The organism is Rhodoferax sp. U2-2l, from assembly GCF_020594515.1.
In the GTDB taxonomy this organism is placed as follows: domain Bacteria; phylum Pseudomonadota; class Gammaproteobacteria; order Burkholderiales; family Burkholderiaceae_C; genus Rhodoferax.
This window is the reverse complement of the sequence record NZ_JAJCTH010000016.1, coordinates 14,118-40,331: the sequence shown is the minus strand read 5'-3', so window position 1 is coordinate 40,331 and position 26,214 is coordinate 14,118. Positions and strand designations below refer to the sequence as shown.

Sequence of the window (26,214 nt, the reverse complement as noted above, 5' to 3'; positions counted from 1 at the left end):
TCCTGGCTGAAGTTTACGACCAGCGTGTGCGACCCGACCAGCGCGCACGACGGGTCGGCGATACTGCGGCACCCATGAAACCATCGATCACTTTTCTTTCTATCGCTGCAGGCAGCCTGACGGCCTGGGCTGGCGCCCAAGCTGTCACCAACGATGCCGCCAGCCCGCACGGGCCTGGCTGGCAACACTGCAGCGCCCTGAGTGGCGACAACGCCGCGCGCCTGAGTTGCTTTGACCAGTGGGCAGCGCGGCAGGCCAGCACCACAGCGCCTGCGCTACCAACTGCGCCCACACCCGCCGCGCCGCCAGCCACGCCACCGGTGGTCATCACCATGGTGGCACCCACCGCGCATGACTGCAAAAATCCCCAGTTCTCGGAACTGTCACGCTTTTGGGAGCTGGAAGCCGGCAGCAACTGCGGCACCTTTGGCATCCGTGGCTACAAGCCCATCAGCCTGTCGGTGATCGGCTCCAACAGCGTCAACACCCAGCCCGACTCGGTGCTGCCAGATCACCGTGCCACCAGCAGCCAGGCCTTCAACACCACCGAGACACGCATCCAGCTCTCGGTGCGCACCAAAATCGCCGAGGGCCTGCTGACGCAAAACCAGCCCCTCAAGCGCGACTCGCTGTGGTTTGGCTACACCAACCAGTCCAACTGGCAGATTTTCAGCGGCGACCTGTCGCGCCCGTTTCGCACCACCGACCACGAACCCGAACTGATCTACATCTACCCCACCGACCTGGCGCTGCCCGGCAACTGGCGGCTGCGCTACACCGGCCTGTCCTTCAACCACCAATCCAACGGCCAGCCCTTGCCGCTGTCACGCAGCTGGAACCGCACCATCCTGATGGCGGGTCTGGAAAACGGCGCGCAGTTCCGGCTGCTCGGCAAACTTTGGTACCGCCTGCCCGAAGGCGACGATGTGGACGACAACCCCGAGATCAGCGACCTGGTCGGGCGCAGCGAGTTCACAGGCCTGTGGAACCCCGACCTAAAGAACACCTTTGGCCTGACCCTGCGCCACTCGCTGCGCTCAGACGCCAACGGCTCGGTCAAGCTGGAATGGCTGCGCAAGCTCAACAGCACCGACGGCAGCGGCAAACCCGGCGGCCTGCAGTTGCACACGCAACTCTTCTCCGGCTACGGCGACAGCCTGATCGACTACAACCGCCGCCGCACGGTGCTGAGTGTGGGCTTGAGTTTGGTGGATTGGTAGTACCGTGCAGTCTGGCACCGGCGCTTGGGCGCGCAGCAAGCTTGGGGCGCCGGCCTTGGCCACCGGCTCAAACAGCTCATGGCGGGTGCACAGCGCCTGCGTGCGCGAGTTGTTGCTCACTGACCGCCTGTAGCCGTGGGCTCAGGCCAGGCTCGTGCGTTGATTTGGATTGGGTTTCAAGAGCGCAACCCCTGCACTGTGCAGGTCGATCCCAAGCCCTACCACATGTGGTTTTGCCACCGCACACCGCTGTGCGCGCCCAGGCGAGCAAGCATAATCACCGCACAGGAACACCCCATGACCGCAGCCACCCCCTACCAATTCCACGTCCAGGTCAAACCCCGCTACCAGCCGGAGCGCTCTGACCCCGACCAGGCCCTGTACTTTTTCACCTACACCATCACCGTGCGCAACACCGGCCAAGTGGCGGCGCAGCTGATCTCGCGCACCTGGAACGTCAACGACGCCGATGGCAACCGCGAAAAGGTCAAGGGCCTGGGCGTGGTGGGGCGCCAGCCGCTGCTGCAGCCCGGTGAAGCCTTTGAATACACCAGCGGCACCCGCCTGCACACGCCCACCGGCACCATGCACGGCAGTTTTTTCTGTGTGGCGGAAGACGGCGAGAAGTTTGACGTGGATGTGCCCATGTTTGTGCTGGACGCCCTGAGCGCCAGCGCAGGCCCGCGCGACCTACCCTGAGCCGCATGAAAGCACCCACCAACGACCTGACCGAACTGCTGACCCAGCTTGACCCCGACGCCGAAGATGTGCAGCGCCATCTGTGGCTGATCAAGCTGATGGCCTGGCTGCGCGGTGACGCGCGTTCGGTGGACGCATCCCATGCGCGCCTGACCCTGCTGCTCGATGCGCTGCAGCAGCGCCCAGCCACCCGCGGCCAGTTTCAGAGCTGGTGGCAACGCCTGCTGGGCACGGTGGACGCCACCGCGCTGCTGGCCGACCATGGGTTTGCCATGCGCAGCGCCTTCATCAGTGAACTGGCCGAGCGCCTGCGCCTGAAGCTGTTGCCGGGCACGCCCGAGACCGCCGACGCCTCCACCCTGTTTGCGCTGGCCCTGAACCACCCGTTTGACGCACGGTGGCTGGGCAGCCTGGACGACGCTTTGCTGGCGCGTCTGGCGGACCTGCTGCGCACCGACGAGGTCAAGCCGATCCCATCACCTGGCGCCGACACACCGCCCACCGCCTGGCAGGCGGCGCTGATGGAAGCGGTCGACTTTTGCACCAGCCAGATCCGCGCCACCGGGTTTTCGCCTGAGTTGCGCCTGCGCATGAGCGCGCCTGCCCGCCAATCCGGGCCGTTTCACGCCTTGAGTGCCGAGCTGGAGACACTGGTTGCCGCCTGGCGCGAGAACCCGCAGCAGCCCACGCCGCAGTGCCAGCAGGCGCTGCAGCGTTATGTGAAACAGCTCGACGACTGCCGCCACGCTGCCGCCTCGGTCTACACCCATCTGGAGGCGCACGGCATCTCGGTCAACCTGGTGTTCCAGCTGCGCCAGTTGCGCGAGCGGGTGTTGCGCGTGCGCGCCCTGCTGGACTGCCTGTTTTCCGCCACGCCGCACCACGACACCGCCCACTTGCTGGCGCACCTGGTCAATGTTGGGCAAGAACGTCTGAGCCTGCGTGCGCTGATTGCGGCCAATTCGTCGATGCTGGCCTCCAAGGTGGCCGAGCGCAGCTCCAAAACCGGCGAGCACTACATCACCCGCACCCGCGCACAGTACAAACAGATGCTGCGCAACGCGGCCGGTGGCGGCGCGGTGATGTCGGTCACCACGATGATGAAGTTTGTCGTGATGTCGATGGGGCTGTCGGCGTTCTGGGGGGGCTTTTACGCGGGCATGAATTACGCCCTGAGCTTTGTGCTGATCCAGATGCTGCACTGGACCGTGGCCACCAAACAGCCCGCCATGACGGCACCGGCCATGGCCGCCAAGCTCAAGGAGCTGGGCCACCCCGGCGCCATCGACGGTTTTGTCGACGAGGTGGCGCACCTGGTGCGTTCACAAGTGGCGGCCATTGTGGGCAATCTGGCGCTGGTGGCGCCCATGGTGCTGCTGATCAGCACCGCGCTGTGGTTTGGCCTGGGCCGACCGATGATCGACGCCGCCACCGCCGAGCATGTGCTGCACGATCTGACCGTGCTCGGCCCCACCGCGCTGTTTGCCGCCTTCACCGGCGTGCTGCTGTTTGCGTCGAGCATCATCGCGGGCTGGACCGAAAACTGGTTTGCCCTGCAGCGGCTGGATTCGGCCATCCGCTACAACCCGCGCATCACCGCCTGGCTGGGCGTGGCGCGGGCCGAGCGCTGGGCCACCTTCATGCGCAACAACATCTCGGGCCTGAGCGCCAACATCTCGCTGGGGCTGATGCTGGGGCTCATTCCCGCCTTTGCCGCGTTTTTCGGGCTCGGGCTGGAAGTGCGCCACGTGACGCTGTCCACCGGCCAGCTCGCCGCCGCTGCGGCCAGCCTGGGGGTGGACGTCTTGCGGCAACCCGTTTTCTGGTGGTGTGTGGGTGGGGTGGTGGTGACGGGCCTGCTCAATGTGGGGGTGAGTTTTTACCTGGCCTTCCAGCTGGCTTTGCGCGCCCACAACGTCACCGGCGTGCAGCGCGACAACATTTATGCTGCGGTGCGCCAGCGCCTGCGCCACCGCACCCGCAGCTTCTTCTGGCCCGAGCCCGAAACCGCCGCACCGCCTGCCAGCGCCGCCCCCGTGGCGCCGACTGCGGTGACGCCCACCGCCAAAGACGACAGTGCCCATGGGTGAGTTCGACCTGATCGCGCGTTATTTCAAGCGCCCGGTGCGCCGCGCAGCACTCGGTGTGGGTGACGACTGCGCCCTGCTGTTGCCCCGGCCCAGCACCCAGATCGCCATCTCGACCGACATGCTGGTGGCGGGCCGCCATTTTTTTGCTGACACCGACCCGTGCCGCCTGGGCCACAAGTCGCTCGCGGTGAACCTGAGCGACCTGGCCGCCTGTGGTGCCAAGCCGCTGGCCTTCACGCTGGCGCTGTCGCTGCCCGGTGTGGACGAACCCTGGCTGGCCGCTTTTGCGCACGGGCTGTTGGCGCTGGCCGACGCGCATGGCTGCGAGCTGATCGGCGGCGACACCACCGCCGGGCCGCTGAACATCTGCATCACGGTGTTGGGCGAGGTGCCGGTGGTTGATGGCCGCTCGCAGGCACTGCTGCGATCCGGCGCCAAGCCGGGTGACGACCTGTATGTGAGCGGCACGCTGGGCGATGCCCGGCTGGCGCTGGACGCGCTGCTGGGCAAGATCACGCTGCCCGATGCAGTGCTGGCTGCCGCCCGAGAGCGGCTGGAGCAACCGACGCCCCGCGTTGCGCTGGGCCTGGCATTGCGCGGGGTCGCCAGTGCCGCGCTGGACGTGAGTGACGGCCTCATCGGTGACCTGGGTCACATTCTGGAAAGCTCTGGCGTCGGCGCCACGGTGGATGCGGATGCCGTGACCACGCTGATCGCCGCCAACCGCTCAAGCACGCTGGGCAGGCCAGCCGAAGGCCCATCGGACCTCTCACTCACACAAGATCAATGGCGCACCCTCGCGCTGTCGGGCGGCGATGATTACGAACTGCTGTTCACCGCGCCCGTGCATCTGCGCGAGGCGGTGGCGCAGGCCAGCCGCAGCAGCCAGACCGCGGTGACGCGCATTGGCCAGATCGACGCAACAGCGGGGCTGCGCCTGGTCGATCAGCGCAGCCAGCCGCTGGCCAACCGCTACGCCTCGTTTGACCACTTTGCCTGAATAACCTCGGCTCAGTTCAGCACCTTCCACACCAGCGCCAGTCCGGCCACCCACAGGTCGACCGAGCCGTCCGACCCGGGCAACACCAGCTGCCCACTGCGGTCCGCTTTGGCCTCGCGCTCGGCCTTGAGGCGGTCACGCTCCAGCATCACCAGCGCGTCGGCCAGGTTGGGCAGATCGATCTTGCCCGCGCTCTCGGCCGCTTTGGCGTAGCCCGCCAGCGCCCGCTCCACCGCCTGCGGGTCCAGCAACGAGAGTGCCGATCGGCAATGGGTGCAAGCGTGTTCGGTGCGCAGATTGACCGGCGCGCCGCAGTTGCTGCAGTTGATCACGCCCAGGCGCTGCGCCATGTCGTCAATTTCAGCCACGGTGAGTTGTCGCACAAAGCCTTTTTCAATCATGAACGAGGCAAAGGTGCTGAAGCGCCCGTGCCGCTGCGGGCAGCGGTGGGTGATGTAGCGGCCGCTTTTCACCACGTCAAACCCCTGCGTCAGGGCCAGACTGCAGCGCGGGCAGCTCAGCTTGTGCGGCAGGCTCTGCACGCCGTCAAAGCGGTGTTCGTGCAGCTGGCGAAACAGCGCCAGCACCGCCGAGGGCATCAGCTTCAGGTTCTCCAGCGGGTCAAACCAGATACCGCGGCAGGCAAAACACAGGTCAATCTCCACCAGGCCGCCCGCCGCACTGGCGAGCTTTTGCGCGGTCATCGGGGCGCGGCACGACGGGCAGTGGGGGGTGAGCGACATGGGCGGGGCAGGCAAATCAGGTGGCGGACAGCGCGCATCTTAATCTTGCGCCGGATAATCACCCGCATGATCCAGGACCCTTCAGACGTGCAAGACGTTCCCTACCGCACCGCGGTCGAACCCGGTGCGCCGGTGGCCCCCACCGGGCGCTTCATGATGGCGCACCCGGCCCATGTGCTGGCGCTGGGGTTTGGCTCGGGCCTGAGCCCCAAGGCGCCCGGCACGGTCGGCACGGTGTGGGCGTGGGCCACATTTGTGCTGCTGCAACACCATCTGGATGATCTGCAATGGGGTGGGTTGATCTTGGCGAGTGTGCTGGTAGGCTGGTGGGCCTGCACCCTGACCGCGCGCCACATGCGGGTGATGGACCCGGGCAGCATCGTCTGGGACGAAATCGCCGCCTTCTGGCTGGTGCTGTGGCTGGCCAGCCCGATGGGCTTTTGGGGCCAACTGGCGGCGTTTGCGCTGTTCCGGTTCTTTGACGCCGTCAAACCCGGCCCGGTGGCCTGGGCCGACCAGCTGTTTCACCACGTGAACCCGGCCACCGACCCGCACGCCTGGCGCAAAGCCGGCTGGGGCATCATGCTCGACGACCTGGTGGCGGCGTTTTGCACGCTACTGGTGATCGCGCTGTGGCGCGTGTGGTGGTAGCTGTCATGTCTGAAGAACTGACAAATCAAGCGCTTCCCAGCCAGTTGACAGTTGGTCTGCTGGCCGATGTATTGGTCAAAAAACACTGGCAACTGGCCACCGCCGAAAGCTGCACCGGCGGCCTGATCGCCGCCGCCTGCACCGACCTGGCGGGCTCCAGCGACTGGTTCGAACGTGGTTTTGTCACCTACTCCAACGCCGCCAAAACCGAGCTGCTGGGCGTGGCACCGCAACTGATTGAACAACATGGCGCCGTCAGCGAGGCGGTGGTGCGCGCCATGGCAGCCGGGGCATTAACTCACTCCCAGGCGCAGGTGGCGGTTGCCGTCACCGGCATCGCCGGACCCGGCGGCGGCAGTGCCGCCAAGCCGGTGGGCACGGTCTGGCTGGGCTGGGCCACGCCCGCTGGTATCACCAGCGAAGTGCAGCACTTTGGCGGTGACCGCGCCGCGGTGCGCACGGCGACCGTGCACCATGCGCTCACGCGGCTGGTGACGCTGCTGGCCTGAACCAGTCAACTGCTATGCTTTCCTTTTTTCTGGAACCTGTATGAACACCCTGCACGCATTCACCCTGGCTGGCCTGCTGATGACGGCCCCGCTCTCTGCCACCTGGGCCGCCGGTCCGAACGCCGCACCCGCCCGCGCCAGCAGCGTGTTGAGCGGTGAAGTGCTGGAGGTGCAAGACGTTGACGCCTACACCTACCTGCGCCTCAAAACCAAAGACGGCGAAACCTGGGCCGCGGTGAGCAAGGTCGCCCTCAAAAAAGGCGCCAAAGTGAGCTTGGAGGACACCATGGTGATGGACAACTTCGAGAGCAAATCGCTCAAGAAGACTTTCAAGACCATCGTCTTCGGCACCCTGGTGGGCGGGCCCAACATGATGACCGGCGCCCAGGCCAAAGCGGTGGACCTGGGCCCGATCCAGGTCGCCAAGGCCAGCGGCGCCAACGCGCGCACGGTGGCCGAGGTGGTGACGCAGGCGGCTGCCCTCAAAGACAAACCGGTCAAGGTCAGCGGCAAGGTGGTCAAGTTCAACGGCGACATCATGGGCAAAAACTGGCTGCATCTGCAAGACGGCAGCGGCAGCGTGGCCGCCAAAACCAACGACATCCTGGTCACCAGTGCCGCGCAAGCCAAGGTGGGTGACGTGGTCACCGTCACCGGTGTGGTGCGCAAAGACAAGGACTTTGGCGCCGGCTACAGCTACCAGGTGTTGATTGAAGACGCTACGCTGACACGGCCCTAAAGTCCAGGGCAGGCCGATCGGCCCTCCAAGAGGTCAGGGATGCCTGGATTGCGGGTCAAGCCCGCAATGACGACGCCCGGTTCACGCCGCCTGCACCTCCACCAGACAGTCGTAAAACGTGGGCGCATGGCCCAGATCGGTCAAGGCCTGGCTGGTGAGCTGGTTCACGTTGGTGCCGTCCAGCCCAAACTTGCGCCACCACACGCCCAGGCCATTGACCACGCCGGGCCGGGCACGCTGGTTCAGGCTGACGCGGCAGCGGTACGTGCCCCGGGCGTTGAAAACACGCACCACACTGCCGTCCTGAATCTGCCGCGCCGCGGCATCCTGCGGGTGCATTTCCAGCAGCGGTTCACCCTCAGTAGCGCGCAGGCTGGTCACGTTGACAAAGCTCGAATTGAGGAAGTTGCGCGCGGGTGGCGAGATCATGGCCAGCGGGTAGGCGCTGGCGCTGCCCGGCACCTCATGGTTGGGCACGTGGTCGGGTAACCCGTCGAGCCCCCGGTCGACCAGGCGCTGGCTGAAAAATTCACATCGGCCTGACGGCGTGGGGAAGTTGCCTTGGGCGAACGGTGCGTCTGGCATCGGTAACGTGGCAAAACCCTGGTCCAGCAGCACGTTGAAATCGACGTTATCGCCGTAAGCCTGGCGACACAGCGCTTCGTCGGTGTCGGCAAAACAGGCCTCGGTGAACCCCATGTGCGCCGCCAACGCCCGAAAAATCTGCGTGTTGGGCTTGGCTTGCCCCAGCGGCGCAATCGCCGGGCGGTTCAGCAGCGCATCGGTGTGGCCGTAGCTGGAATGCACATCCCAATGTTCCAGCTGGGTGGTGGCGGGCAGGATGTAGTCGGCGTAATCGGCGGTGTCGGTCTGGAAGTGCTCCAGCACCACGGTGAACAAATCTTCACGCGCAAAACCCGCCACGACACGGGCCGAATCCGGCGCGATGGCCACCGGGTTGCTGTTGTAAACCATCAGCGCCTGCACCTTCGGGCCAAACTCGGGCGAGGCCTCGCGCAGCAGGTCGTCGCCGATGGTGGCCATGTTGATGGTGCGTGGTGTGCGCCCGGCCAGCAAATCGGGGCGTTGCAACGCCGCTTTTTGCACCGGAAACGCCCCTGAACTCGACAGCAAAACGCCCCCGGCACGGTGCCGCCAAGCGCCAATCAGCGCGGGCAACATGGCGATCAGCCGCACCGCGTTGCCACCGCCGTGCACGCGCTGCAGGCCATAGTTCATGCGAATGGCAGCAGGCTGGCCGCTGTTGGCAAAAGCACCGTAGTCGCGCGCCAAAGCTTCGATTTGCGCCGCTGTGATGCCACACACCGCTGCGGCGCGCTCGGGCGGCCACTGCAGCGCGCGCTCACGCAGCTGCCCCCAGCCCAAGGTGTAGCGCGCCAGGTAATCATGATCGAGCCAGTCGTGCTGGATCAGCTGCTGCATCAGCGATAGCGCCAGCGCCCCGTCGGTGCCAGGTAACAAGGCGATGTGTTCGTGGCATTTGTCGGCGGTTTCGCTCTTGCGCGGGTCGATGCAGATGAGTTTGGCGCCCAGTCGTTTCGCCTCATTGGCGTGACGCCAGAAGTGCAAGTTGCTGGTGATGGAGTTGCTGCCCCAGATGATGATCAGCTTGGACTCGGCAAAAAACTCGACCCGCATGCCCACCTTGCCGCCCAGCGTGTGCACCAGGCCCTCGCCACCCGCGCTGGCGCAGATGGTGCGCTCCAGCAGCGAGGCGCCCAGCTTGTTGAAAAACCGCGCCGCGATGCTTTCGCCCTGCACCAGGCCCATGGTGCCGGCGTAGCTGTAGGGCAGGATGGCCTGGGGGTCCACTGCGGCGATGGCTTGGAGGCGGGTGGCGATGTCTGCCAAGGCCGCGTCCCAACTCACCGGCGCGAATTGCCCCGAACCTTTGGGGCCGATGCGTTTGAGCGGCTGCAGGACGCGCTCGGGGTGGTAGGTGCGCTCGGTGTAACGCGAGACCTTGGTGCACAAGCTGCCAGCGGTGTGCGGGTGTGCCGGGTTGCCCTGCACTTTGATCGCCACGCCGTTTTCCACGGTGGTGAGCAGCGAGCAGGTGTCCGGGCAGTCGTGCGGGCAGGCGCCGCGGATCTGGATCATCTGGGCGCCGGGGCTGGTTGGGTTGTGGGGCATGTTGGTTTGCTCGGTTTTGTCTCAAGGGGTCAATGAGCATATCGCGCTTTGAAATGCTTACCTCGGTGTGCGTCAGTTCCGTTCTTAAGCCTACGGTCTTGGATGGAAGCGGGGACGTTGGAGCCGAGGCCTCTGTCGGACGCTCAGAATTTGCAGCGTTGTACGGCGCGGCGACTGGGTCAGGTGCATGCGGTTTTGGGGTGCAATCACGCGCGGGGATGGCTGATCAGCACGCCAAGGCCGCTGGACGCGCGCCTTGCACCCCAAAGCCCGGTCACCTGACCCAATCACCACGCCTTGACGGTGTTGGATCGGCGGACGACAAGAGGCGGATCAAGGGCACGGCGCGATGCCGCAGCCTTTCCCACCATGATGAACGTTCCAACAGGCACACCCGGCAAGCTCACTTGGAGGGACGACTTGAACCCATTTTGTTAGCTGCCAGCCCCTATTCCAAAATGACTGCAGCCTGCCTTGTCATCAAGCCTGTTGTCCAACAGCGCGAGGCAGGGTGATTGGGTCAGGCGACCGGGCTTCGGGGTGAAAGGCGCGCGCCAACCGTCGCGGGCGTTCTGATTCGTCAGTTTCGCGCGTGATTTCACCCCGAAACCGCATGCGCCTGACCCGGTCGCCGTGCCGGGTTTGACATGAAGCGTTGACTTCGCCAACAACCACAACAGCACCACCCACCCAATGGATTCCCACCCCACTTCATAATGCCACTGCAACCCCCAGCCCCCAGATCACCTGAGCAAACCGCTATGAAACTGATTGACGCCATCGCCCAAAATGCACCCGACATCGCCGCCCTGCGACGCGACATCCACGCGCACCCGGAACTGTGTTTCAAGGAGGTCCGCACGGCTGATCTGGTGGCGGGCAAGCTCACCGAGTGGGGCATCCCGATCCACCGCGGCCTGGGCACCACCGGGGTGGTGGGCATCATCCACGGGCGTGACGGAGGAAAAAACGGGCGCGCGCTGGGACTGCGCGCCGACATGGACGCGCTGCCCATGCAAGAACTCAACACCTTTGCCCACGCCAGCAAAGAGCCCGGCAAGATGCACGCCTGCGGCCACGACGGCCACACCGCCATGCTGCTGGCCGCCGCCCAATACCTGAGCACCCACCGCGACTTTGACGGCACGGTGTATTTGATCTTCCAGCCCGCCGAAGAAGGCGGTGGCGGCGCGCGCGAGATGATCCAGGACGGCCTGTTTGAGCAGTTCCCCATGCAAGCCGTGTTTGGCCTGCACAACTGGCCCGGCATGGCCGCGGGCACCTTGGCCGCCAGCCCGGGGCCGGTGATGGCGTCGAGCAACGAGTTCAAAATCATCATCCGCGGCAAAGGGGGCCACGCCGCCATGCCGCACAACGCGCTGGACCCGGTGCCGGTGGCGTGCCAGCTGGTGCAGGGCTTTCAAAGCATCATCAGCCGCAACCTCAAACCCGTTGACGCGGGCGTGATCTCGGTCACCATGATCCACGCCGGTGAGACCACCAACGTCATCCCCAACAACGTGGAACTGCAGGGCACGGTGCGCACCTTCTCGGTGGCCGTGCTGGACCAGATCGAGCAGCGCATGCGCGACATGACAGCGCAGCTGTGCGCCGCGTTTGGCCTCACGGCTGACTTTGAGTTCCACCGCAACTACCCGCCCACCATCAACAGCACGGCCGAGGCCGAGTTGTGCCGCCGGGTGATGGCCGACATCGTCGGTACAGACCATGTGCTGGCGCAGGAGCCCACCATGGGGGCTGAAGACTTTTCGTACATGCTGCTGCAAAAGCCGGGGTGTTACGCCTTCATTGCCAATGGCGACGGCGACCACCGCGCCTTGGGCCACGGCGGCGGGCCCTGCATGTTGCACAACCCGAGTTACGACTTCAATGACGCGTTGCTGCCGCTGGGCGCCACCTACTGGGTGCGGCTGGCCCAGAGCTGGCTGGGGTGAAAGAGCGAGCCACCCGTTTTTTAGATAAACCGTCGCGCCGCCATTTCCAGCAGACCGTCAAACAACAGGTTGTCCACCAGCTCAAACGGGGTCGACATGCTGGGCGCAATCTTCCAGCCAGCGCCGCCGGTCATCATGCAACACGGCTCGGCGCCGCAGCGCTGGCGCACATGCGCCACCATACGCTCCACCGCCCCGGCAATGGCAAAGGTGCCACCGCTGGTGAGCGCGTCGCTGGTGTTGGTGGGGAAATCGACCACGTTGCCGGTGGGCACATGCAAGCCAGCCGTGCCGGACTCCATGGCGCGCAGCATGATGCCGTGGCCCGGCAAGATCAAGCCGCCCAGAAAGCGGCCACTGGCGTCGATGGCATCGACCGTGACGGCGGTCCCCACCATCACCACCACCATCGGCCGCGCCGGGCCCTGCGCCAGGCAGCGGTGCCAGGCACCGATCATGGCCACCCAACGGTCCGCACCCAGGCGCGCCGGGTAGTCGTAGCCGTTGGTCAGGCCGGCCTCCTGGCTGCTGGCCACCACCCACTGGGCTGACACGTCCCACAGCTCCATTTGTTCTTCGACCCGGCGTTTGACCGCATCACCCGCCACCAGGCAGCCCAGCACATAACGCGGTGGCGTGATGCGCGCCCAGTCGCCCTCGCCCAGCTTCTCGATGTTTTCCAGGAACTCCACGCCCTGCGCCAGGATCGGGGCGTCGCGCCGGGGCGCTGCATGCAAGGCCCATTTCAGGCGGGTATTGCCAACATCAATAGCCAAAAAAGTCATGCCGGGCATTATCGGCACAAAAGCCGGGCCAAACGCCCTCAAACGGTGCCCCCCGCCAATGCAACTGCGGATTGAACCGCGACCCGGCTTTACCCCTGTCGCCAGGGCAGGCCGTTGAAGCGCCAGCCACCGCGCCGGTTGCGCTGGGCGTGCTCATTGGGGTCGCCTTCAAAACCTTCGAGGATGTTGTACGCCTGCAGGCCTAGTTCGGTGGCGCGCTTGGCAGCGGCCACGGAGCGCACGCCGCTGCGGCACAACAACAGCACTTTTTTGCCTTCGGGCACGGCGGCCTGAAGCTGCGCATCAAAGTCGGGGTTCATGGCCATGCCGGGCCACTGCTTCCAGGCCACCGGCACCGCGCCGGGCACAAAACCAACCCAGGCGCGCTCGGCGTCGGTGCGCACATCCACCAGCACCGCGTCGCCGGCCTCAAACCACTGGTGCGCCAGGGTGACCGACACATCCCCGGCGTAACCGTCCGCATGGCGCTGCACCAGCGCATGCGGCAGTGGCGCATCGTGGCGCAAGCCCGAATGCAGGTTGGCGGGCACGGCTTCAAGAATGCGTTTGGGCGGCGGCAGGTTCAGGGCGTCCATGATGGTCGTGAACTCGGCCAGCGTTTTGCCCGCCACGCGGGCGTTGCCGGCCTTTTCCTGACCGATGCTGGAATGTGTACGGCCCTGGTAGTCGTGCCCGGGCCAGACGGTGGTGGTGTCGGGCAGTTTGAACAACACTTCGGTCAGGCTGTGGTACATCTGCGCGGCGCTGCCGGACTGGAAGTCGGTGCGGCCACAGCCGTTGATGAGCAGCGTGTCGCCGGTGAACACATGCTCGCGCCAGACAAAACACATGCTGCCCGCGGTGTGGCCCGGCGTGTGCAAGGCGCGGATCTGCTCGGCACCAAAGGTCAGCACATCGCCATCCGCCAGTTGGACCGAGGCAGTGCTGATGCCGCAGCCCGCCGGTGCGGCGGTTTTGGCACCCGAGAGTTCTGCCAGCTGGCCGGCGCTGGTGATGTGGTCGGCATGGGCGTGGGTTTCCAGCGACCAGATGAGCTTGAGGCCGTGTTCGCGCAGCACCTGCAAATCACGCTCAAGCTGGGTGTCCACCGGGTCGATGATGACCGCCTCGCGGCTGGCTGGGTCAAACAGCACGTAGGTGTAGGTGCTGGAGGCGGTGTCAAAAAGCTGGATGGGTGTCATGGCGTCTGGTGTCCCGGTTGGCGATGGATGTGCAGCCCGCAGGGCGCACAGCTGCAATGTAAACCGAAAGCCCAAGGGTTGGTCCCCGTGGCAATTTGGGGCGATCACGTTAAGATCGCAGACTAAATTGACGTTTACGTCAACGTCAAGTCAGCTCAACCCGTTCTGATGCTGGATTAAGCGAAAAAAACGACCCGACTGGAGACCCCCACATGACCGATTTGTCCGCCGACTTCAAGGCCCTGGCCACCTACCGCCCCACCCACAAGGTGCGTTTTGTCACCGCGGCCAGCCTGTTTGACGGGCACGACGCCGCCATCAACATCATGCGCCGCATCCTGCAGAGCATGGGTGCCGAGGTGATTCACCTGGGCCACAACCGCAGCGTCGACGAGGTGGTGACCGCCGCGCTGCAGGAAGATGTGCAGGGCATTGCCATCAGCTCGTACCAAGGCGGGCATGTGGAGTATTTCAAGTACATGGTGGATCTGCTGCGTTCGCGCGGCGGCGAGCACATCCAGGTCTTTGGCGGCGGCGGCGGCGTGATCGTGCCCAGCGAGATCGCCGAGCTGCATGCCTACGGCGTGCAACGCATCTTCAGCCCGGAAGACGGTCAACGCATGGGTCTGGCGGGCATGATTGGCGAGATGGTGATGCGCTGCGACCAAGACATCAGCGGCTTGGCTCCCACCACCCTCGACGCCATTCAGGGCCACACAGAGATGAGCTGGCGCGCGCTGGCGCAACTCATCACCGCGCTGGAGAACGAAAACGCCGCGGGTGTTGGCAAAGGTGAGCTGCCTGAATCTTTCAAGGCGCTGGCCCTTGAGATACAAAACCTGGCAGCCCAAAAGAAGACACCTGTGCTGGGCATCACCGGCACCGGTGGCGCGGGCAAATCGAGCCTGACCGACGAGCTGATCCGCCGCCTGCGTCTCGACCAGGACGATGCGCTGCGTGTGGCGGTCATCAGCATTGACCCGTCGCGCCGCAAGAGCGGTGGCGCCTTGTTGGGTGATCGCATCCGCATGAATGCCATCAACCCATGGCAGAACGGCCCCAAAGTGTTCATGCGCAGCCTGGCCACGCGCGACTTTGGCAGCGAAATCAGTGCCGCCCTGCCCGATGTTATTGCCGCCTGCAAGGTGGCGGGCTTCGATTTGATCATTGTGGAAACCTCGGGCATCGGCCAGGGCGACGCGGCCATCGTGCCGCATGTGGACGTGCCGCTGTACGTGATGACACCCGAGTTTGGCGCCGCCAGCCAGCTGGAAAAGATCGACATGCTTGACTTTGCCGAGTTTGTGGCCATCAACAAGTTTGACCGCAAGGGCGCCAGCGACGCCCTGCGCGACGTGGCCAAGCAGGTGCAGCGCAACCGCGAGGCCTTTGGTGTGCCGCCCGAGCAGATGCCGGTGTTTGGCACCATGGCCGCGCGTTTCAACGACGACGGCGTGACCGCGCTGTACCAGGCCTTGAAAGTGCGCCTGGCTGAACTCGGCCTGTCGCTGAGCGAATCGCACCTGCCCACCGTCAGCGTGCGGCACAGCACCAACCAAAGTCCGGTGGTGCCCGCCGCGCGCACGCGTTACCTGGCCGAAATCAGTGACACGGTGCGTGCTTACAAGGCCAAAGCCCGCGCCCAGGCCCGGCTGGCGCGCGAGATTCAGCAGCTCAACGCCACCGCGCAAATGCTGCTTGAACACGCCCCGTGCCAGGACAGCAGCGACCCGTCTGGCACTGTGGGCGCGGTCCAGGCGCTGGCCGCCGCACGCGCCGAGCGTCAGGACCCCGCCGCCCACAAACTGCTGGCCCAGTGGCCCGAGATGCAGCGCGCCTACGCCGGTGACGAATATGTGGTGAAGATCCGCGACAAGGAAATCCGCACCGCGCTCACCACAAAAACCTTGAGCGGCACCACCATCCGCAAGGTCTGCCTGCCGCAGTATGAAGACCATGGCGAGATCCTCAAATGGCTGATGCTCGACAACGTGCCGGGCAGCTACCCCTACACCGCCGGCACCTTTGCCTTCAAGCGTGAAAACGAAGACCCAACCCGTATGTTCGCCGGCGAAGGTGACCCGTTTCGCACCAACAAGCGTTTTAAATTGCTCAGCTCAGGCATGCCCGCCAAACGCCTGTCGACCGCGTTTGACTCGGTCACCCTCTACGGCAACGACCCCGATCCGCGCCCGGACATCTACGGCAAGGTCGGCAACTCAGGCGTGTCGATTGCCACCATTGATGATCTGAAAGTGCTGTACAGCGGCTTTGATTTGTGCAGCCCCAACACCAGCGTGAGCATGACCATCAATGGGCCAGCACCGAGCATCCTGGCCATGTTCATGAACGCGGCCATCGACCAGAACCTGGAAAAGTTCGCCACCGACAACGGCCGCGAACCCACCGATACCGAAGCCGCCAAGATCCGCGAATGGGTGCTGGCCAACGTGCGCGGCACGGTGCAGGCCGACATCCTGAAAGAAGACCAGGGCCAGAACACCTGCATCTTCAGCACCGAATTCAGCCTGAAGGTGATGGGCGACATCGCCAGCTACTTTGTGCACCACAACGTACGCAATTTCTACAGCGTGAGCATCAGCGGTTACCACATTGCCGAAGCCGGAGCCAACCCGATCAGCCAGTTGGCGTTCACCCTGTCCAATGGCTTCACGTTTGTGGAAGCCTACCTGGCACGCGGCATGCACATCGATGACTTTGCGCCGAATCTCAGCTTCTTCTTCAGCAACGGCATGGACCCCGAATACACCGTGATGGGTCGGGTCGCGCGGCGCATTTGGGCGGTGGCGATGAAGGAAAAGTACGGCGCCAACGAGCGTTCACAAAAACTCAAGTACCACATCCAGACCAGCGGCCGCAGCCTGCACGCGCAAGAAATCCAGTTCAACGACATCCGCACCACGCTGCAGGCGCTGATCGCCATCTATGACAACTGCAACAGCTTGCACACCAACGCGTTTGATGAGGCCATCACCACGCCGACCGAAGATTCCGTGCGCCGCGCGATGGCCATCCAGCTCATCATCAACCGCGAATGGGGCCTGGCCAAGAACGAAAACCCGTCACAAGGCGCGTTCATCATCGAAGAGCTGACCGAACTGGTCGAAGAAGCCGTGCTGCTGGAGTTCGAGCGCATCACCGAGCGGGGCGGTGTGCTGGGTGCCATGGAAACCGGCTACCAGCGCGGCAAGATTCAGGACGAATCGATGCACTACGAAATGCTCAAACACACCGGCGAGTTGCCCATCATCGGTGTCAACACCTTCCGCAACCCGCATGGCGACCCGGTCAATGACAAGCTGGAGCTGGCGCGCAGCACCGACGACGAGAAACAAAGCCAGTTGCAGCGCCTGGCCGATTTCCACGCCCGCCACGCGGCTGAAGCCCCGGCACAACTCAAACGCCTGCAGCAAGCCGTGATCGACAACCAGAACGTGTTTGAGGTGCTGATGGACGCGGTGCGCTGCTGCTCACTCGGTCAGATCACCAACGCACTGTTTGAGGTGGGCGGGCAGTACCGAAGAAACATGTGACTTGCAGCCTCGGGTTGTCATTGCGGGCCACGACCCGCAATCCATGGCCCCGGGGTTCATGCCCCTGGGTCGAGGCCCACGGCAGGCGCCCCGAGTCCGAGATGACAGCCGAGGATTTTTCAGAGTAAGAAAGAAACACCACATCAAGCAAAACGGCCCAAAAGGGCCGTTTTTGCGTTGCGCACCGCAACGCGCGGTCAGCTGTCGGCTGCCCGACACCCGGTGGCGATCAGCCGCCTTTTCTGCAACGCTTGCCGGGGTTTTTCTTGTTGTTGGTCGACACGCCACGCTCCAGGCTGCGCATCTGGCCGTGGCCAGCGGTGTAGCACACGCCTTTGGGGGCAACAGGACGGGGCGTCGCTTTGCGATCAGCTTCGGTACGAAATTCTTTGGCCATGATGAAGGGGCTCCGGCAGGTTGGTAAAAGGGTCGATTATCCTATTTTTTGGCGACACCATCGCCCGGCAATGCGCAAGACCTCTGCGTCCACCAAAACCCGTGTGACGACCCCTCACTCTGGGGCGCTGGCCCGGAAACGGCGCCACACCATCACCATTGCGCCTAGCAGCAACGGCAACACCAGCATCGCCCACACTTCACCCCGGTACAGCGAATAAATCAGAAACCGCAGTTGGTGGCCACCGTCGGTGAACGCGGTGATCTGGCCCAGCCCCTCGGCGTTGAACGACGGCGTCTGGCTCGCCAGCTGGGTGTAGAGCGGCGCCAGGTTGGAGGCAATCAGCAAAAATGTGATGATGACCGGCACACCGGCCAGCACCGCGCGAAACACATTGCCGCGAAAAATCAGCACCGACAAGGACATGACCGAGATCAGGTTGGGCAAATCACCCAGTGGCAGCACTTTGTTACCCGGCAGCACCAGCGCAATCAGCACCGCCAGCATCATCAGGATCAGCCCGGTGACCATCACCGACTTGTGGTGCATCAGAAAACCGGTGTCCATCGCCACAATCAGGTTCTTGCGGTGCGGGAAAAAACGCGTCACCTGGTCGCGCAAGGCCACGGTCACCGGCATCATGGCGTCACCGATCAGCCCGGCGCTCTTGGGCAGCAAAAACATCACCGCCGCGATGTGCACCGCCAACTCCAGCGTGGCACCCGTGCTGTAGCCAGCAGCCAGGGCCAATGCCAGCCCCATCAGACCACCAATGATCATCGGCTCGCCCAGCAGGTCAAAACCACTGCCAACCGACGGCTCGTCGCCCTTGCTGTGGGGGTTGTAGTTCAAGCGCTTGATCACAGGAAGACGGTCCAGCAACCAGTCCACACATACCGCGTAGGGCACCAGCCCGTTGACCGACACGGGTGAGGCAGAAATACCCACCAGACCCGTTTCACGCTCCACATCCGGCGCGGTCCATTCGGTCATCTTGAAGCAGTACACCGCAATCAACAAAGCGGCTGACAAACCCAGCGCCATGCTGCCGGTGACCGCCATCACCAGCGCACCCATCAGCGCAAAGTGCCAGTAGTTCCAGATGTCGATGTAGATGGTGCGGGTCCAGCCCAGGGCCAGCATGAGCAAGTTGGCCACCAGCACCAGCGGGATGGAGATCGCCGCCAGCGGCGAGGCCCAGGTGATGGCGGCCAAGGGCGGCCAGCCCACGTCCAGCACCGGAAAATTGAGCCCGCGCACGCTGGTGAGCTGCTGCACCGCCGGACTGATGTTGGCCACAAAGAAGTTGAAGGCGATGAACACCCCGGCAAAACCGGCCGCCAGACTCACCGTGCTCAGCACCACCTGGCGCAGCGGCAGCCGCACCGCCAGCGCGATGAAAAAGATGATGATCGGCAGCATCACATAGGCCTTGAAGCTGAAAAAGGCCGTCAAAAAATCTTGAAGTGACTGCATGGTGTGGGGTGCTTGTGTCAGGGGGGTGAAGCAGCTTACGCGCGGGGTTGGCCAGGCAGCCTGCAAGGCCAGCCTGGCCGGGGGTCAGTTCGTTCTTCCGGCGCTTGCTGGGATGACTAGGCGGCTGTTGGTGACCGCCCGGTGCCAACCAACCTAAGCAGCGTCCTTGTAAAACACGTTTTTTTGCAGCTTGCGGCCAGCCAACGGGGCCACCGTGTCGTGGATCGCGCCGATGTGGTCCGGCGTGGTGCCGCAACAGCCGCCCACGATGTTGACCAGACCGTCCCGCGCAAACTCGCCCACCAGGCGGCTGGTGACCTCCGGGGTTTCGTCAAAACCCGTGTCACTCATCGGGTTGGGCAGGCCGGCGTTGGGGTAACAGCTGATGAAGGTGTCGGGCGCCGCCTTGTTCAGCTCTTGAATATAGGGGCGCATCAGCGCCGCACCCAGCGCGCAGTTCAAGCCGATGGCCAGCGGTTGGGCATGGCGCACGCTGTGCCAGAAGGCGGTCACAGTCTGGCCGCTCAGAATCCGCCCGGAGGCGTCGGTCACCGTGCCGCTGATGATGATCGGCAGGCGCTCGCCGCTGGCTTCAAAAAACTCGTCAATGGCAAACAGCGCGGCCTTGGCATTGAGGGTGTCAAAAACGGTCTCCACCAGCAGCACATCGGCGCCACCCTGCACCAGCGCGTCCACCTGCTCGTAGTAGCTGGCGCGCAGTTCTTCAAACGTCACATTGCGTGCGCCGGGGTCGTTCACGTCCGGGCTGATGCTGGCGGTTTTGGGCGTGGGACCCAGGGCGCCGAGCACAAAACGCGGTTTGTCCGGGGTGGAAAACTTGTCGCAGGCGGCGCGGGCTAATTTGGCCGAGGCCAGGTTCATCTCAACCGCCAGGTCAGCCATGTCGTAATCCGCCTGGGCGATGCGTGTGGCGCCAAAGGTGTTGGTCTCGATCATGTCGGCCCCGGCGGCCAGATAGCGCTCGTGGATGTCGGTGATCACGTCCGGGCGGGTCAGGCTCAGCAACTCGTTGTTGCCTTTGATGTCTTTGGGAAAGTCTTTGAAGCGCTGAGCTTGGCCGCCAGGCCCAGCGTACCCGGCTCCCCGGTACTGTTCTTCCGTCAGCTTGAAGCGCTGGATCATGGTGCCCATGGCACCGTCGAGCACCAGGATGCGTTTGTCAAGAAGGGCGGGCAGCGCCTGGGCGCGGGTGTAGGTGGGATGGCTCATGCCCCCATTGTAGAAAGCAGGGTCAGGCCCGGCTGACCGCAAAGTCCACACCCGGTAGCCCGTTAAGCAACGGCCGGGCAAAGACATAACCCTGAATCAGCGTGACACCGGCGCTTTGCAGCCAGGCCAGTTCTTCCGGCTCCTCCACCCCTTCGGCCACCACCACGATGCCCAGGTGGTAACACACGTCCACAATCGCGCGCACGATGGCCTGGCGTGGCCCGTGGGTGTGGATGCCGGTGACGATGCTGCGGTCAATCTTGAGTTTGTCCGGCTGAAAGTCGGCCAGCAGAGACAACCCGGCATGACCGGCCCCAAAGTCGTCGATGGCCAGGCGCAGCCCCGCCTCGCGCAGCTGGCTGATGGCGGCGAAAAACGGCTTGGGGCGCGTGATGATTTCTTCTTCGGTCACCTCCAGAACAATCTGCGCGGGATCGAAACCGGTTTGCGCCAGGCAACGCAACAGCGTGGGCACGGCCTGCGGCTGGTAGGTCAGCGCGCCGGGCAAGAAATTGAGCGACAGCATGTCTTTCAAACCCAGGCGCGCCGCAGTCTGCAGCGCCCACAGTTTGGAGTGCAGGTCGAAAGCGTACAAGGCCTCCCCCTGCAGCCTGCCCAGCAACTCTGCGGGCGACTCGCCCCGTGGCCCGCGCACCAGCGCCTCATACGAGCTGATACACCGGCGGTAGGTGTCCACAATCGGCTGGAACGCAAAAAACGCCCCGTTGTCCGCCATGGCGCCAAGGTCGGCGGCCGGCAGGCGCACCTCTGGCAATGACCGGGCCGCCACAGGCGGCGCCAGCGGGCTGGGGATATCAGCGCGCCAGCGCCCGTGGGTGAAGGCATGAAAAATGATCTTGAAGCGGTGGTCGTCCAACTCATACAGCTGACGCGCAGCCAGGTTCAGGTAATGGCGCTGGTCGTCGCTGACCTCCCGGTCGGGCATCATGTCCATCGCCGGGCCCAGCGCCACCAAACCCATGCTCCACTGGGCGAAATAACGCGCCCGAATGGGCTCGGCCACCAGGGTCACCACCTGATGGTGCCGCGGGTCTTGCCGAATGCGGGCGTAGAGGGTTTCAACCACCTCGCGCTCACCCTCCAGAATTTGCAGGAAGTACTGCCCGTCACACACCAGCAGGCCGGTCACGCCCAGGGTGCGGTTCCGGTCTGCGGCCTGGCAGCTGAGGTCCGACACCTGCTGGGGGTTCCAGGGTGCACTCTGACGGCTACGGTAAATCAAATGAAACAAACGAGTCATGGCTGGCGGCAGCGTCAAATCGGGCATCGGAAAGGCCAAAATTTTAATGTTCCAGCAGGCTGTTTAACCAGCTTGGGGCGCTTGTATCAGCCGCGTTTGTGCGGCCGGATGGCAAGACCCGGCGTGGTGCCCAGCGTGCTGACCCAAGCCGTCGCTGCCTACCAACTGGCCAGATTGATCCACGCCATGCCCACCCCGGTCAGGTGTGCAGTGACAATGGACATGTGTTTTTTGCAAGACGCACCGGACGTCGGACCGAGTCAAGTGGGTGACCGGTGACGATGCCAGCCACACCTCCTGAAAGCTACACCGATGCGCATCCCGTTTTTGTTCAGCCTGCTCCTGGCGACGCAAGTCACGCTGGCGCAAGAGCACCCACCCACAACCGATACACCGCCGAGAAGCTGGGCCACGGCCGCCCGGCACTCGGCAGGCATCGCGCCAGACCCGGCGCAGTTCGTCGACGAGGCCATCGTCCAGGTGTATGCCGCCCCCACCTACGGTTGGCGGGGTTTTCTGGCGGTGCATCCGTGGATCATTTACAAGCGCCCGGGTGAGACGGCCTACACCCGTTACGACGTGGTGGGCTGGCGTGCGCCGCAGGTGGTGCAGCGCAATTACGCCGTGCCGGATGGTTTGTGGTACGGGTCCACACCGCAGCTCCTGGTCGACCACCGGGGTGACCACGTGCAGGCCATGATTGACGACATCGAGACCGCGGTGGCCAGCTACCCTTATGCCAACACCTACCGCAGCTACCCGGGCCCCAACAGCAACACCTTTCTGGCGCACATCGGTCGCCAGGTGCCTGCGCTCAAGCTGGACCTGCCCGCCAACGCCATCGGCAAGGACTACCGGGCGCTGACCGACCCGGTGGGGCTATCCACCACCGGCAGTGGTGTGCAGGTGAGTCTGCTGGGCTTGCTGGGTGTGGCTGTGGGCTGGCAGGAAGGGCTGGAATTCAATGTGCTGGCGCTCAATTTTGGCCTGGATCTCAACCCGCCGGCATTGCGGCTGCCGCTGCTGGGGCGTTTCGGTTTCACCGACATCAGCACCTCCATCACCACCCCGCCAATCCGGTCAACATCGCCGACGTCAACCCTCCTGATACAACCCTCAACCCCCATCGCCAGATAAAGAGGGTTAAACTTTGGGCGGATTCACCCTGCCAATACGGGCACGGTCAACCGCCACACTCACACCGGGTCACCCCGGGCGAACGCTTAAGCTGGTTCACAGCACGCCTTTCACGCGTTGTTCTGACGCGTATGCATCAAGGCATGAGCTACCCCATCTATTTCATCCAACGGATTTATGACTTCCAAGGTTTCCCTATGGCGCTCCCTTAAAACCCGCATCATTGTGTTGATGCTGGTGGTGTTTGCGCTTGGCATCTGGTCACTCGCCTTCTTCGTCAACCGCAGCCTTCAAACCGACATGGTGCGCAAGCTCGGCGAGCAACAGTTTTCGGTTGTGACGACCGTGGCCAACGAGGTCAACAGCAACTTGGCCGAACGCCTGCAGGCGCTGGCGTCCGTTGCCAAACTGGATGCGGATCTGTTGAGTAACCCGGCGGCCTTGCAAGCCAGCCTGGAGCGGCATCCGGTGTTGCTGCAGCAGTTTAACGGCGGGTTTTTTGTGGCGGGTCCGGATGGCACTGCCATTGCCGACGTGCCGCGGTCGGCCAATCGGCTCGGCGTCAATTTCATGGACAGGGATTACCTTGTGATCCCGCTGAAAGAGGGTCAGTCGACCATCAGCCGCCCCGTCGTGGGCAAGCAGACCCAAACCCCTGTGTTCGCCATGGCCGTGCCGATCCGCGACGCCCAAGGCAAGGTGATCGGTGCGATCGTGGGGGTCACCAACCTGGGCCAACCCAATTTTCTGGATGAGCTGACACGGGGCAGCTACGGCAAGATGGGAGGCTATGTGTTGGTCGCGCCGCAGCACGAGCTCATCGTCACGGGATCGGATGCCACGCGCATCATGCAGCAACTCCCACCCCGCGGCGTCAACAAGATGTTTGACCGTTTCTTGCTGGGCTATGAGGGCCACGGCGTGGCCATCAGTTCCAGAGGCGTGGAGCATATTGCTGCCGCCAAGGGCGTCCCGGTCGCGGGTTGGTTTTTGGCGTTGATGATGCCCACCGCAGAAGCCTTTGCCCCCTTGCATGAGCAGCAACAGCGCTTGCTCTGGGCCACGCTGGCGTTGACCCTGGTAACCGGTGTCATGACTTGGCTGGTGTTGCGGCGCCAACTCGCACCGGTTGTGCAGACGGCACAGGCGATGGCAGCGCTGGCCGATTCAACGCATGTGCCACACCCCCTGCAGGGCACGCAGCACGGCGAGATTGGGCTGTTGGTGACTGGCTTCAACCGCATTTTGCAGACCTGGACACAGCGCCAGGCTGACCTGCAAACCAGCGAGCAGCAATACCGCTCCCTGATTGAAAATCTCGCGTCGGGGGTGGTGGTGCATCGAGCCGACGGCTCGGTCAGCCTGGCCAACCCGATGGCGGCCTTGCTCCTGGGATTGACCCAGGAGCAACAAGAGGGCAAGACCGCCCTGGACCCGGACTGGTGCTTCGTTCAGGATGATGAAACGCTCACGCCGCTGCAGGAGCACCCGGTGAACCGGGTGTTGGCGACAGGCCAGCCCCTGCAAAACCATGTTCTTGGCGTGCGTCACCCGGGGCGCACTGAGCCGACGTGGTTGATTGGCAATGCCTTTCCGATGCGGGATGCACAAGGCAAGATTTTTCAGGTGGTGGTGACGTTCACCGACATCACCAGCCTCAAGCTCGCGCAGGCCGAACTGCATCTGGCTGCGGGTGTCTTCACCCATGCGCTCGAAGGCATCATGATCACCACGGCCGATGCCACCATCGTGGATGTCAACGATGCATTCACCCAGATCACCGGTTACAGCCACCAGGAAGCCGTGGGGCAAAACCCGCACATGCTCCATTCCGGGCGGCATGACCGCCCGTTTTTTGCGGCCATGTGGCGCGCCCTGGCGGCGTCCGGCCATTGGCGAGGTGAAATCTGGAACCGGCGCAAAGACGGCGTGGTGTTTGCCATGCTGATGACCATCAGCGCCGTGAAGGACACGCAGGGCAACACGCAACACTACGTGGCACTGTTCTCCGACATCACCGCCCTCAAGGAACATCAAAGCCAGCTTGAACGCATGGCCCATTTTGACGCGCTCACCAGCCTGCCCAACCGCGTTTTACTGGCCGACCGCCTGCAGCAAGCCATGCGCCAGGCCAAACGGCGCCAACAGCAGCTGGCCGTGGCCTACCTGGACCTGGATGGTTTCAAGGCCATCAACGACCACCACGGCCATGAGGTCGGCGACCAGGTGCTGGTCGCCCTGACCCATCGCATGAAAGAAGCGCTGCGTGTGGGCGACACCATGGCGCGCCTGGGCGGTGACGAGTTTGTGGCAGTGCTGATCGACCTGGATGACGCTTCGGCCAGCTTCCCGCTGCTGCAGCGGCTGCTCGGGGTTGCTGCACTGCCGGTGCAGCTGGGCGACCTGAACTTGCAGGTGTCCGCCAGTCTGGGCGTCACGTTCTACCCACAGGCGCAGGACATCGATGCCGACCAACTCCTGCGTCAGGCCGACCAGGCCATGTACCAGGCCAAGGTGGCGGGCAAGAACTGCTACTGCGTGTTTGATGCGGCGCAGGACAGCCACATTCGCGAACACCACGAAAGCCTGCAGCGCATCCGCCTGGCGCTGGAGCGTCGCGAGTTTGTGCTGCACTACCAACCCAAGGTCAATATGCAAAGCGGCAAGGTCACCGGTGCCGAGGCACTGATCCGCTGGCAACACCCTGACAAAGGCTTGTTGGCGCCAGCCACCTTCTTGCCCGTGATCGAAGACCACCCGCTGGCGGTGGAGGTGGGCGAGTGGGTCATCGACGCCGCCCTGCATCAGGTGGCGCTCTGGCGCGCTGCCGGGCTGGACCTGCCGGTCAGCGTCAATATCAGTGGACGCCAGCTGCAGCAAGCTGACTTTGTGGCGCGTCTGCAGGCCATTCTGGCCAGGCACCCCGACGTCAACCCGACCAGCCTGGAACTCGAAGTGCTGGAAACCAGCGCACTGGACGATATGGACCAGGTGTCGCAGGTGATCGACGCCTGTCACGCCATGGGCGTGAAGTTTGCCCTGGACGACTTTGGCACCGGCTACTCGTCGCTGACTTACCTCAAGCGTTTGCGCGTGGCCATGCTCAAGATTGACCAGAGCTTTGTACGCGACATGCTCGACGACCCCAATGACCTGGCCATTTTGCAAGGTGTCATCGGCTTGGCGGCGGCCTTCAAGCGCGAGGTGATTGCCGAAGGCGTCGAGACGGTGGCGCACGGCACCGCGCTGCTGCACCTGGGCTGCGAGTTGGCGCAAGGTTACGGCATTGCCCGCCCCATGCCCGCAGACCAGTTGCCGGCCTGGGCCGCCACCTGGCAGCCCGCGCCCGAGTGGTGTGTTTTACCCTGGCTGGGGGGATTCGATCACGGTTGAGTCGGGCCCAATGGGACAA

The 26,214-nt window shown here is 64.0% G+C and carries 19 protein-coding genes and 1 pseudogene; 11 read left to right on the top strand and 9 right to left on the bottom strand.

Annotation, left to right across the window (positions count from 1 at the left end):
- Positions 1-74 precede the first annotated feature (74 nt).
- The 4 genes from LHU53_RS14680 (at position 75) to thiL (ending at position 5,009) form a co-directional block, all read left to right on the top strand.
- A complete protein-coding gene (locus tag LHU53_RS14680; RefSeq protein WP_227333404.1) occupies positions 75-1,220 on the top strand; it encodes a phospholipase A in 1,146 nt (381 codons plus the stop codon).
- A 297-nt stretch (positions 1,221-1,517) separates the two neighbouring features.
- Positions 1,518-1,919: a Co2+/Mg2+ efflux protein ApaG gene (gene apaG / locus LHU53_RS14675; protein WP_227333403.1), complete on the top strand. Its 402-nt coding sequence runs from the start codon at positions 1,518-1,520 to the stop codon at positions 1,917-1,919.
- Positions 1,920-1,924: 5 nt separating this feature from the next.
- Positions 1,925-4,009 (top strand): site-specific recombinase, encoded by a 2,085-nt coding sequence (locus LHU53_RS14670; RefSeq protein WP_227333402.1) that lies wholly within the window; start codon positions 1,925-1,927, stop codon positions 4,007-4,009.
- Positions 4,002-5,009 carry a thiamine-phosphate kinase gene (thiL, locus tag LHU53_RS14665; protein WP_227333401.1) on the top strand — a complete coding sequence of 336 codons (1,008 nt, stop codon included), beginning with the start codon at positions 4,002-4,004 and terminating at the stop codon, positions 5,007-5,009. Before LHU53_RS14670 ends, thiL begins: the two co-directional genes overlap by 8 nt.
- Before the next feature lie 11 nt (positions 5,010-5,020).
- Here thiL and LHU53_RS14660 read toward each other — a convergent pair whose 3' ends face one another.
- Positions 5,021-5,752 (bottom strand): zf-TFIIB domain-containing protein, encoded by a 732-nt coding sequence (locus LHU53_RS14660; RefSeq protein WP_227333400.1) that lies wholly within the window; start codon positions 5,750-5,752, stop codon positions 5,021-5,023.
- 66 nt (positions 5,753-5,818) lie between these two features.
- On the opposite strand from LHU53_RS14660, the gene LHU53_RS14655 reads away from it, so the two are divergent.
- Genes LHU53_RS14655 through LHU53_RS14645 form a run of 3 tightly spaced genes read left to right on the top strand, consistent with a single transcriptional unit; the run spans position 5,819 to position 7,651 of the window.
- Entirely contained in the window at positions 5,819-6,403 is a 585-nt protein-coding gene (locus LHU53_RS14655) for a phosphatidylglycerophosphatase A (protein WP_370632312.1), read from the top strand.
- Positions 6,404-6,408: 5 nt separating this feature from the next.
- Positions 6,409-6,912, top strand: coding sequence for a CinA family protein (locus LHU53_RS14650; RefSeq protein WP_227333399.1), 504 nt, complete (start codon positions 6,409-6,411; stop codon positions 6,910-6,912).
- A gap of 40 nt (positions 6,913-6,952) precedes the next feature.
- Complete coding sequence (locus LHU53_RS14645) at positions 6,953-7,651, top strand: nucleotide-binding protein (protein WP_227333398.1); 699 nt, start codon at positions 6,953-6,955, stop codon at positions 7,649-7,651.
- 81 nt (positions 7,652-7,732) lie between these two features.
- Here LHU53_RS14645 and LHU53_RS14640 read toward each other — a convergent pair whose 3' ends face one another.
- Entirely contained in the window at positions 7,733-9,805 is a 2,073-nt protein-coding gene (locus LHU53_RS14640) for a molybdopterin-dependent oxidoreductase (RefSeq protein WP_227333397.1), read from the bottom strand.
- Positions 9,806-10,566: 761 nt separating this feature from the next.
- Here LHU53_RS14640 and LHU53_RS14635 point away from each other — a divergent pair.
- Positions 10,567-11,760, top strand: a complete 1,194-nt coding sequence (locus tag LHU53_RS14635; protein ID WP_227333396.1) for a M20 aminoacylase family protein — start codon at positions 10,567-10,569, stop codon at positions 11,758-11,760.
- A gap of 20 nt (positions 11,761-11,780) precedes the next feature.
- On the opposite strand, the gene LHU53_RS14630 is transcribed toward LHU53_RS14635, so the two are convergent.
- From LHU53_RS14630 to LHU53_RS14620, 3 genes and pseudogenes are all read right to left on the bottom strand, one after another.
- Positions 11,781-12,545, bottom strand: a complete 765-nt coding sequence (locus LHU53_RS14630) for a type III pantothenate kinase (protein ID WP_227333395.1) — start codon at positions 12,543-12,545, stop codon at positions 11,781-11,783.
- 89 nt (positions 12,546-12,634) lie between these two features.
- Complete coding sequence (locus tag LHU53_RS14625; RefSeq protein WP_370632323.1) at positions 12,635-13,006, bottom strand: rhodanese-like domain-containing protein; 372 nt, start codon at positions 13,004-13,006, stop codon at positions 12,635-12,637.
- A 39-nt stretch (positions 13,007-13,045) separates the two neighbouring features.
- Positions 13,046-13,747, bottom strand: a pseudogene (locus LHU53_RS14620) (MBL fold metallo-hydrolase); the annotation flags it as partial.
- A gap of 212 nt (positions 13,748-13,959) precedes the next feature.
- Here LHU53_RS14620 and icmF point away from each other — a divergent pair.
- Complete coding sequence (gene icmF, locus LHU53_RS14615) at positions 13,960-17,301, top strand: fused isobutyryl-CoA mutase/GTPase IcmF (RefSeq protein ID WP_227333394.1); 3,342 nt, start codon at positions 13,960-13,962, stop codon at positions 17,299-17,301.
- 229 nt (positions 17,302-17,530) lie between these two features.
- Here icmF and LHU53_RS14610 read toward each other — a convergent pair whose 3' ends face one another.
- From LHU53_RS14610 to LHU53_RS14595, 4 genes are all read right to left on the bottom strand, one after another.
- Positions 17,531-17,698, bottom strand: a complete 168-nt coding sequence (locus LHU53_RS14610; RefSeq protein ID WP_227333393.1) for a hypothetical protein — start codon at positions 17,696-17,698, stop codon at positions 17,531-17,533.
- A 114-nt stretch (positions 17,699-17,812) separates the two neighbouring features.
- Positions 17,813-19,174, bottom strand: a complete 1,362-nt coding sequence (locus LHU53_RS14605; protein ID WP_227333392.1) for a PTS transporter subunit IIC — start codon at positions 19,172-19,174, stop codon at positions 17,813-17,815.
- A gap of 153 nt (positions 19,175-19,327) precedes the next feature.
- Entirely contained in the window at positions 19,328-20,404 is a 1,077-nt protein-coding gene (locus LHU53_RS14600) for a homocysteine S-methyltransferase family protein (protein ID WP_227333391.1), read from the bottom strand.
- Positions 20,405-20,426: 22 nt separating this feature from the next.
- Positions 20,427-21,665 carry a diguanylate phosphodiesterase gene (locus LHU53_RS14595; RefSeq protein ID WP_227333390.1) on the bottom strand — a complete coding sequence of 413 codons (1,239 nt, stop codon included), beginning with the start codon at positions 21,663-21,665 and terminating at the stop codon, positions 20,427-20,429.
- Between the two features lie 312 nt (positions 21,666-21,977).
- On the opposite strand from LHU53_RS14595, the gene LHU53_RS14590 reads away from it, so the two are divergent.
- On the top strand, positions 21,978-22,802 hold the full coding sequence (locus LHU53_RS14590) for a DUF3750 domain-containing protein (RefSeq protein WP_227333389.1): 825 nt from the start codon (positions 21,978-21,980) through the stop codon (positions 22,800-22,802).
- 177 nt (positions 22,803-22,979) lie between these two features.
- Positions 22,980-26,195 carry an EAL domain-containing protein gene (locus LHU53_RS14585; protein WP_227333388.1) on the top strand — a complete coding sequence of 1,072 codons (3,216 nt, stop codon included), beginning with the start codon at positions 22,980-22,982 and terminating at the stop codon, positions 26,193-26,195.
- The last annotated feature ends 19 nt before the right edge of the window (positions 26,196-26,214 follow it).

Bases quoted from the DNA above. Each gene is read 5' to 3' on its own strand.
- LHU53_RS14610 (WP_227333393.1), bottom strand. From the start codon at position 17,698: ATGGCCAAAGAATTTCGTACCGAAGCTGATCGCAAAGCGACGCCCCGT.
- icmF (WP_227333394.1), top strand. From the start codon at position 13,960: ATGACCGATTTGTCCGCCGACTTCAAGGCCCTGGCCACCTACCGCCCC.
- LHU53_RS14595 (WP_227333390.1), bottom strand. From the start codon at position 21,665: ATGACTCGTTTGTTTCATTTGATTTACCGTAGCCGTCAGAGTGCACCC.
- apaG (WP_227333403.1), top strand. From the start codon at position 1,518: ATGACCGCAGCCACCCCCTACCAATTCCACGTCCAGGTCAAACCCCGC.
- LHU53_RS14630 (WP_227333395.1), bottom strand. From the start codon at position 12,545: ATGACTTTTTTGGCTATTGATGTTGGCAATACCCGCCTGAAATGGGCC.
- LHU53_RS14645 (WP_227333398.1), top strand. From the start codon at position 6,953: ATGAACACCCTGCACGCATTCACCCTGGCTGGCCTGCTGATGACGGCC.
- LHU53_RS14640 (WP_227333397.1), bottom strand. From the start codon at position 9,805: ATGCCCCACAACCCAACCAGCCCCGGCGCCCAGATGATCCAGATCCGC.
- LHU53_RS14680 (WP_227333404.1), top strand. From the start codon at position 75: ATGAAACCATCGATCACTTTTCTTTCTATCGCTGCAGGCAGCCTGACG.
- LHU53_RS14605 (WP_227333392.1), bottom strand. From the start codon at position 19,174: ATGCAGTCACTTCAAGATTTTTTGACGGCCTTTTTCAGCTTCAAGGCC.
- LHU53_RS14585 (WP_227333388.1), top strand. From the start codon at position 22,980: ATGACTTCCAAGGTTTCCCTATGGCGCTCCCTTAAAACCCGCATCATT.
- LHU53_RS14650 (WP_227333399.1), top strand. From the start codon at position 6,409: ATGTCTGAAGAACTGACAAATCAAGCGCTTCCCAGCCAGTTGACAGTT.
- thiL (WP_227333401.1), top strand. From the start codon at position 4,002: ATGGGTGAGTTCGACCTGATCGCGCGTTATTTCAAGCGCCCGGTGCGC.
- LHU53_RS14635 (WP_227333396.1), top strand. From the start codon at position 10,567: ATGAAACTGATTGACGCCATCGCCCAAAATGCACCCGACATCGCCGCC.
- LHU53_RS14655 (WP_370632312.1), top strand. From the start codon at position 5,819: ATGATCCAGGACCCTTCAGACGTGCAAGACGTTCCCTACCGCACCGCG.
- LHU53_RS14670 (WP_227333402.1), top strand. From the start codon at position 1,925: ATGAAAGCACCCACCAACGACCTGACCGAACTGCTGACCCAGCTTGAC.
- LHU53_RS14660 (WP_227333400.1), bottom strand. From the start codon at position 5,752: ATGTCGCTCACCCCCCACTGCCCGTCGTGCCGCGCCCCGATGACCGCG.
- LHU53_RS14600 (WP_227333391.1), bottom strand. From the start codon at position 20,404: ATGAGCCATCCCACCTACACCCGCGCCCAGGCGCTGCCCGCCCTTCTT.
- LHU53_RS14590 (WP_227333389.1), top strand. From the start codon at position 21,978: ATGCGCATCCCGTTTTTGTTCAGCCTGCTCCTGGCGACGCAAGTCACG.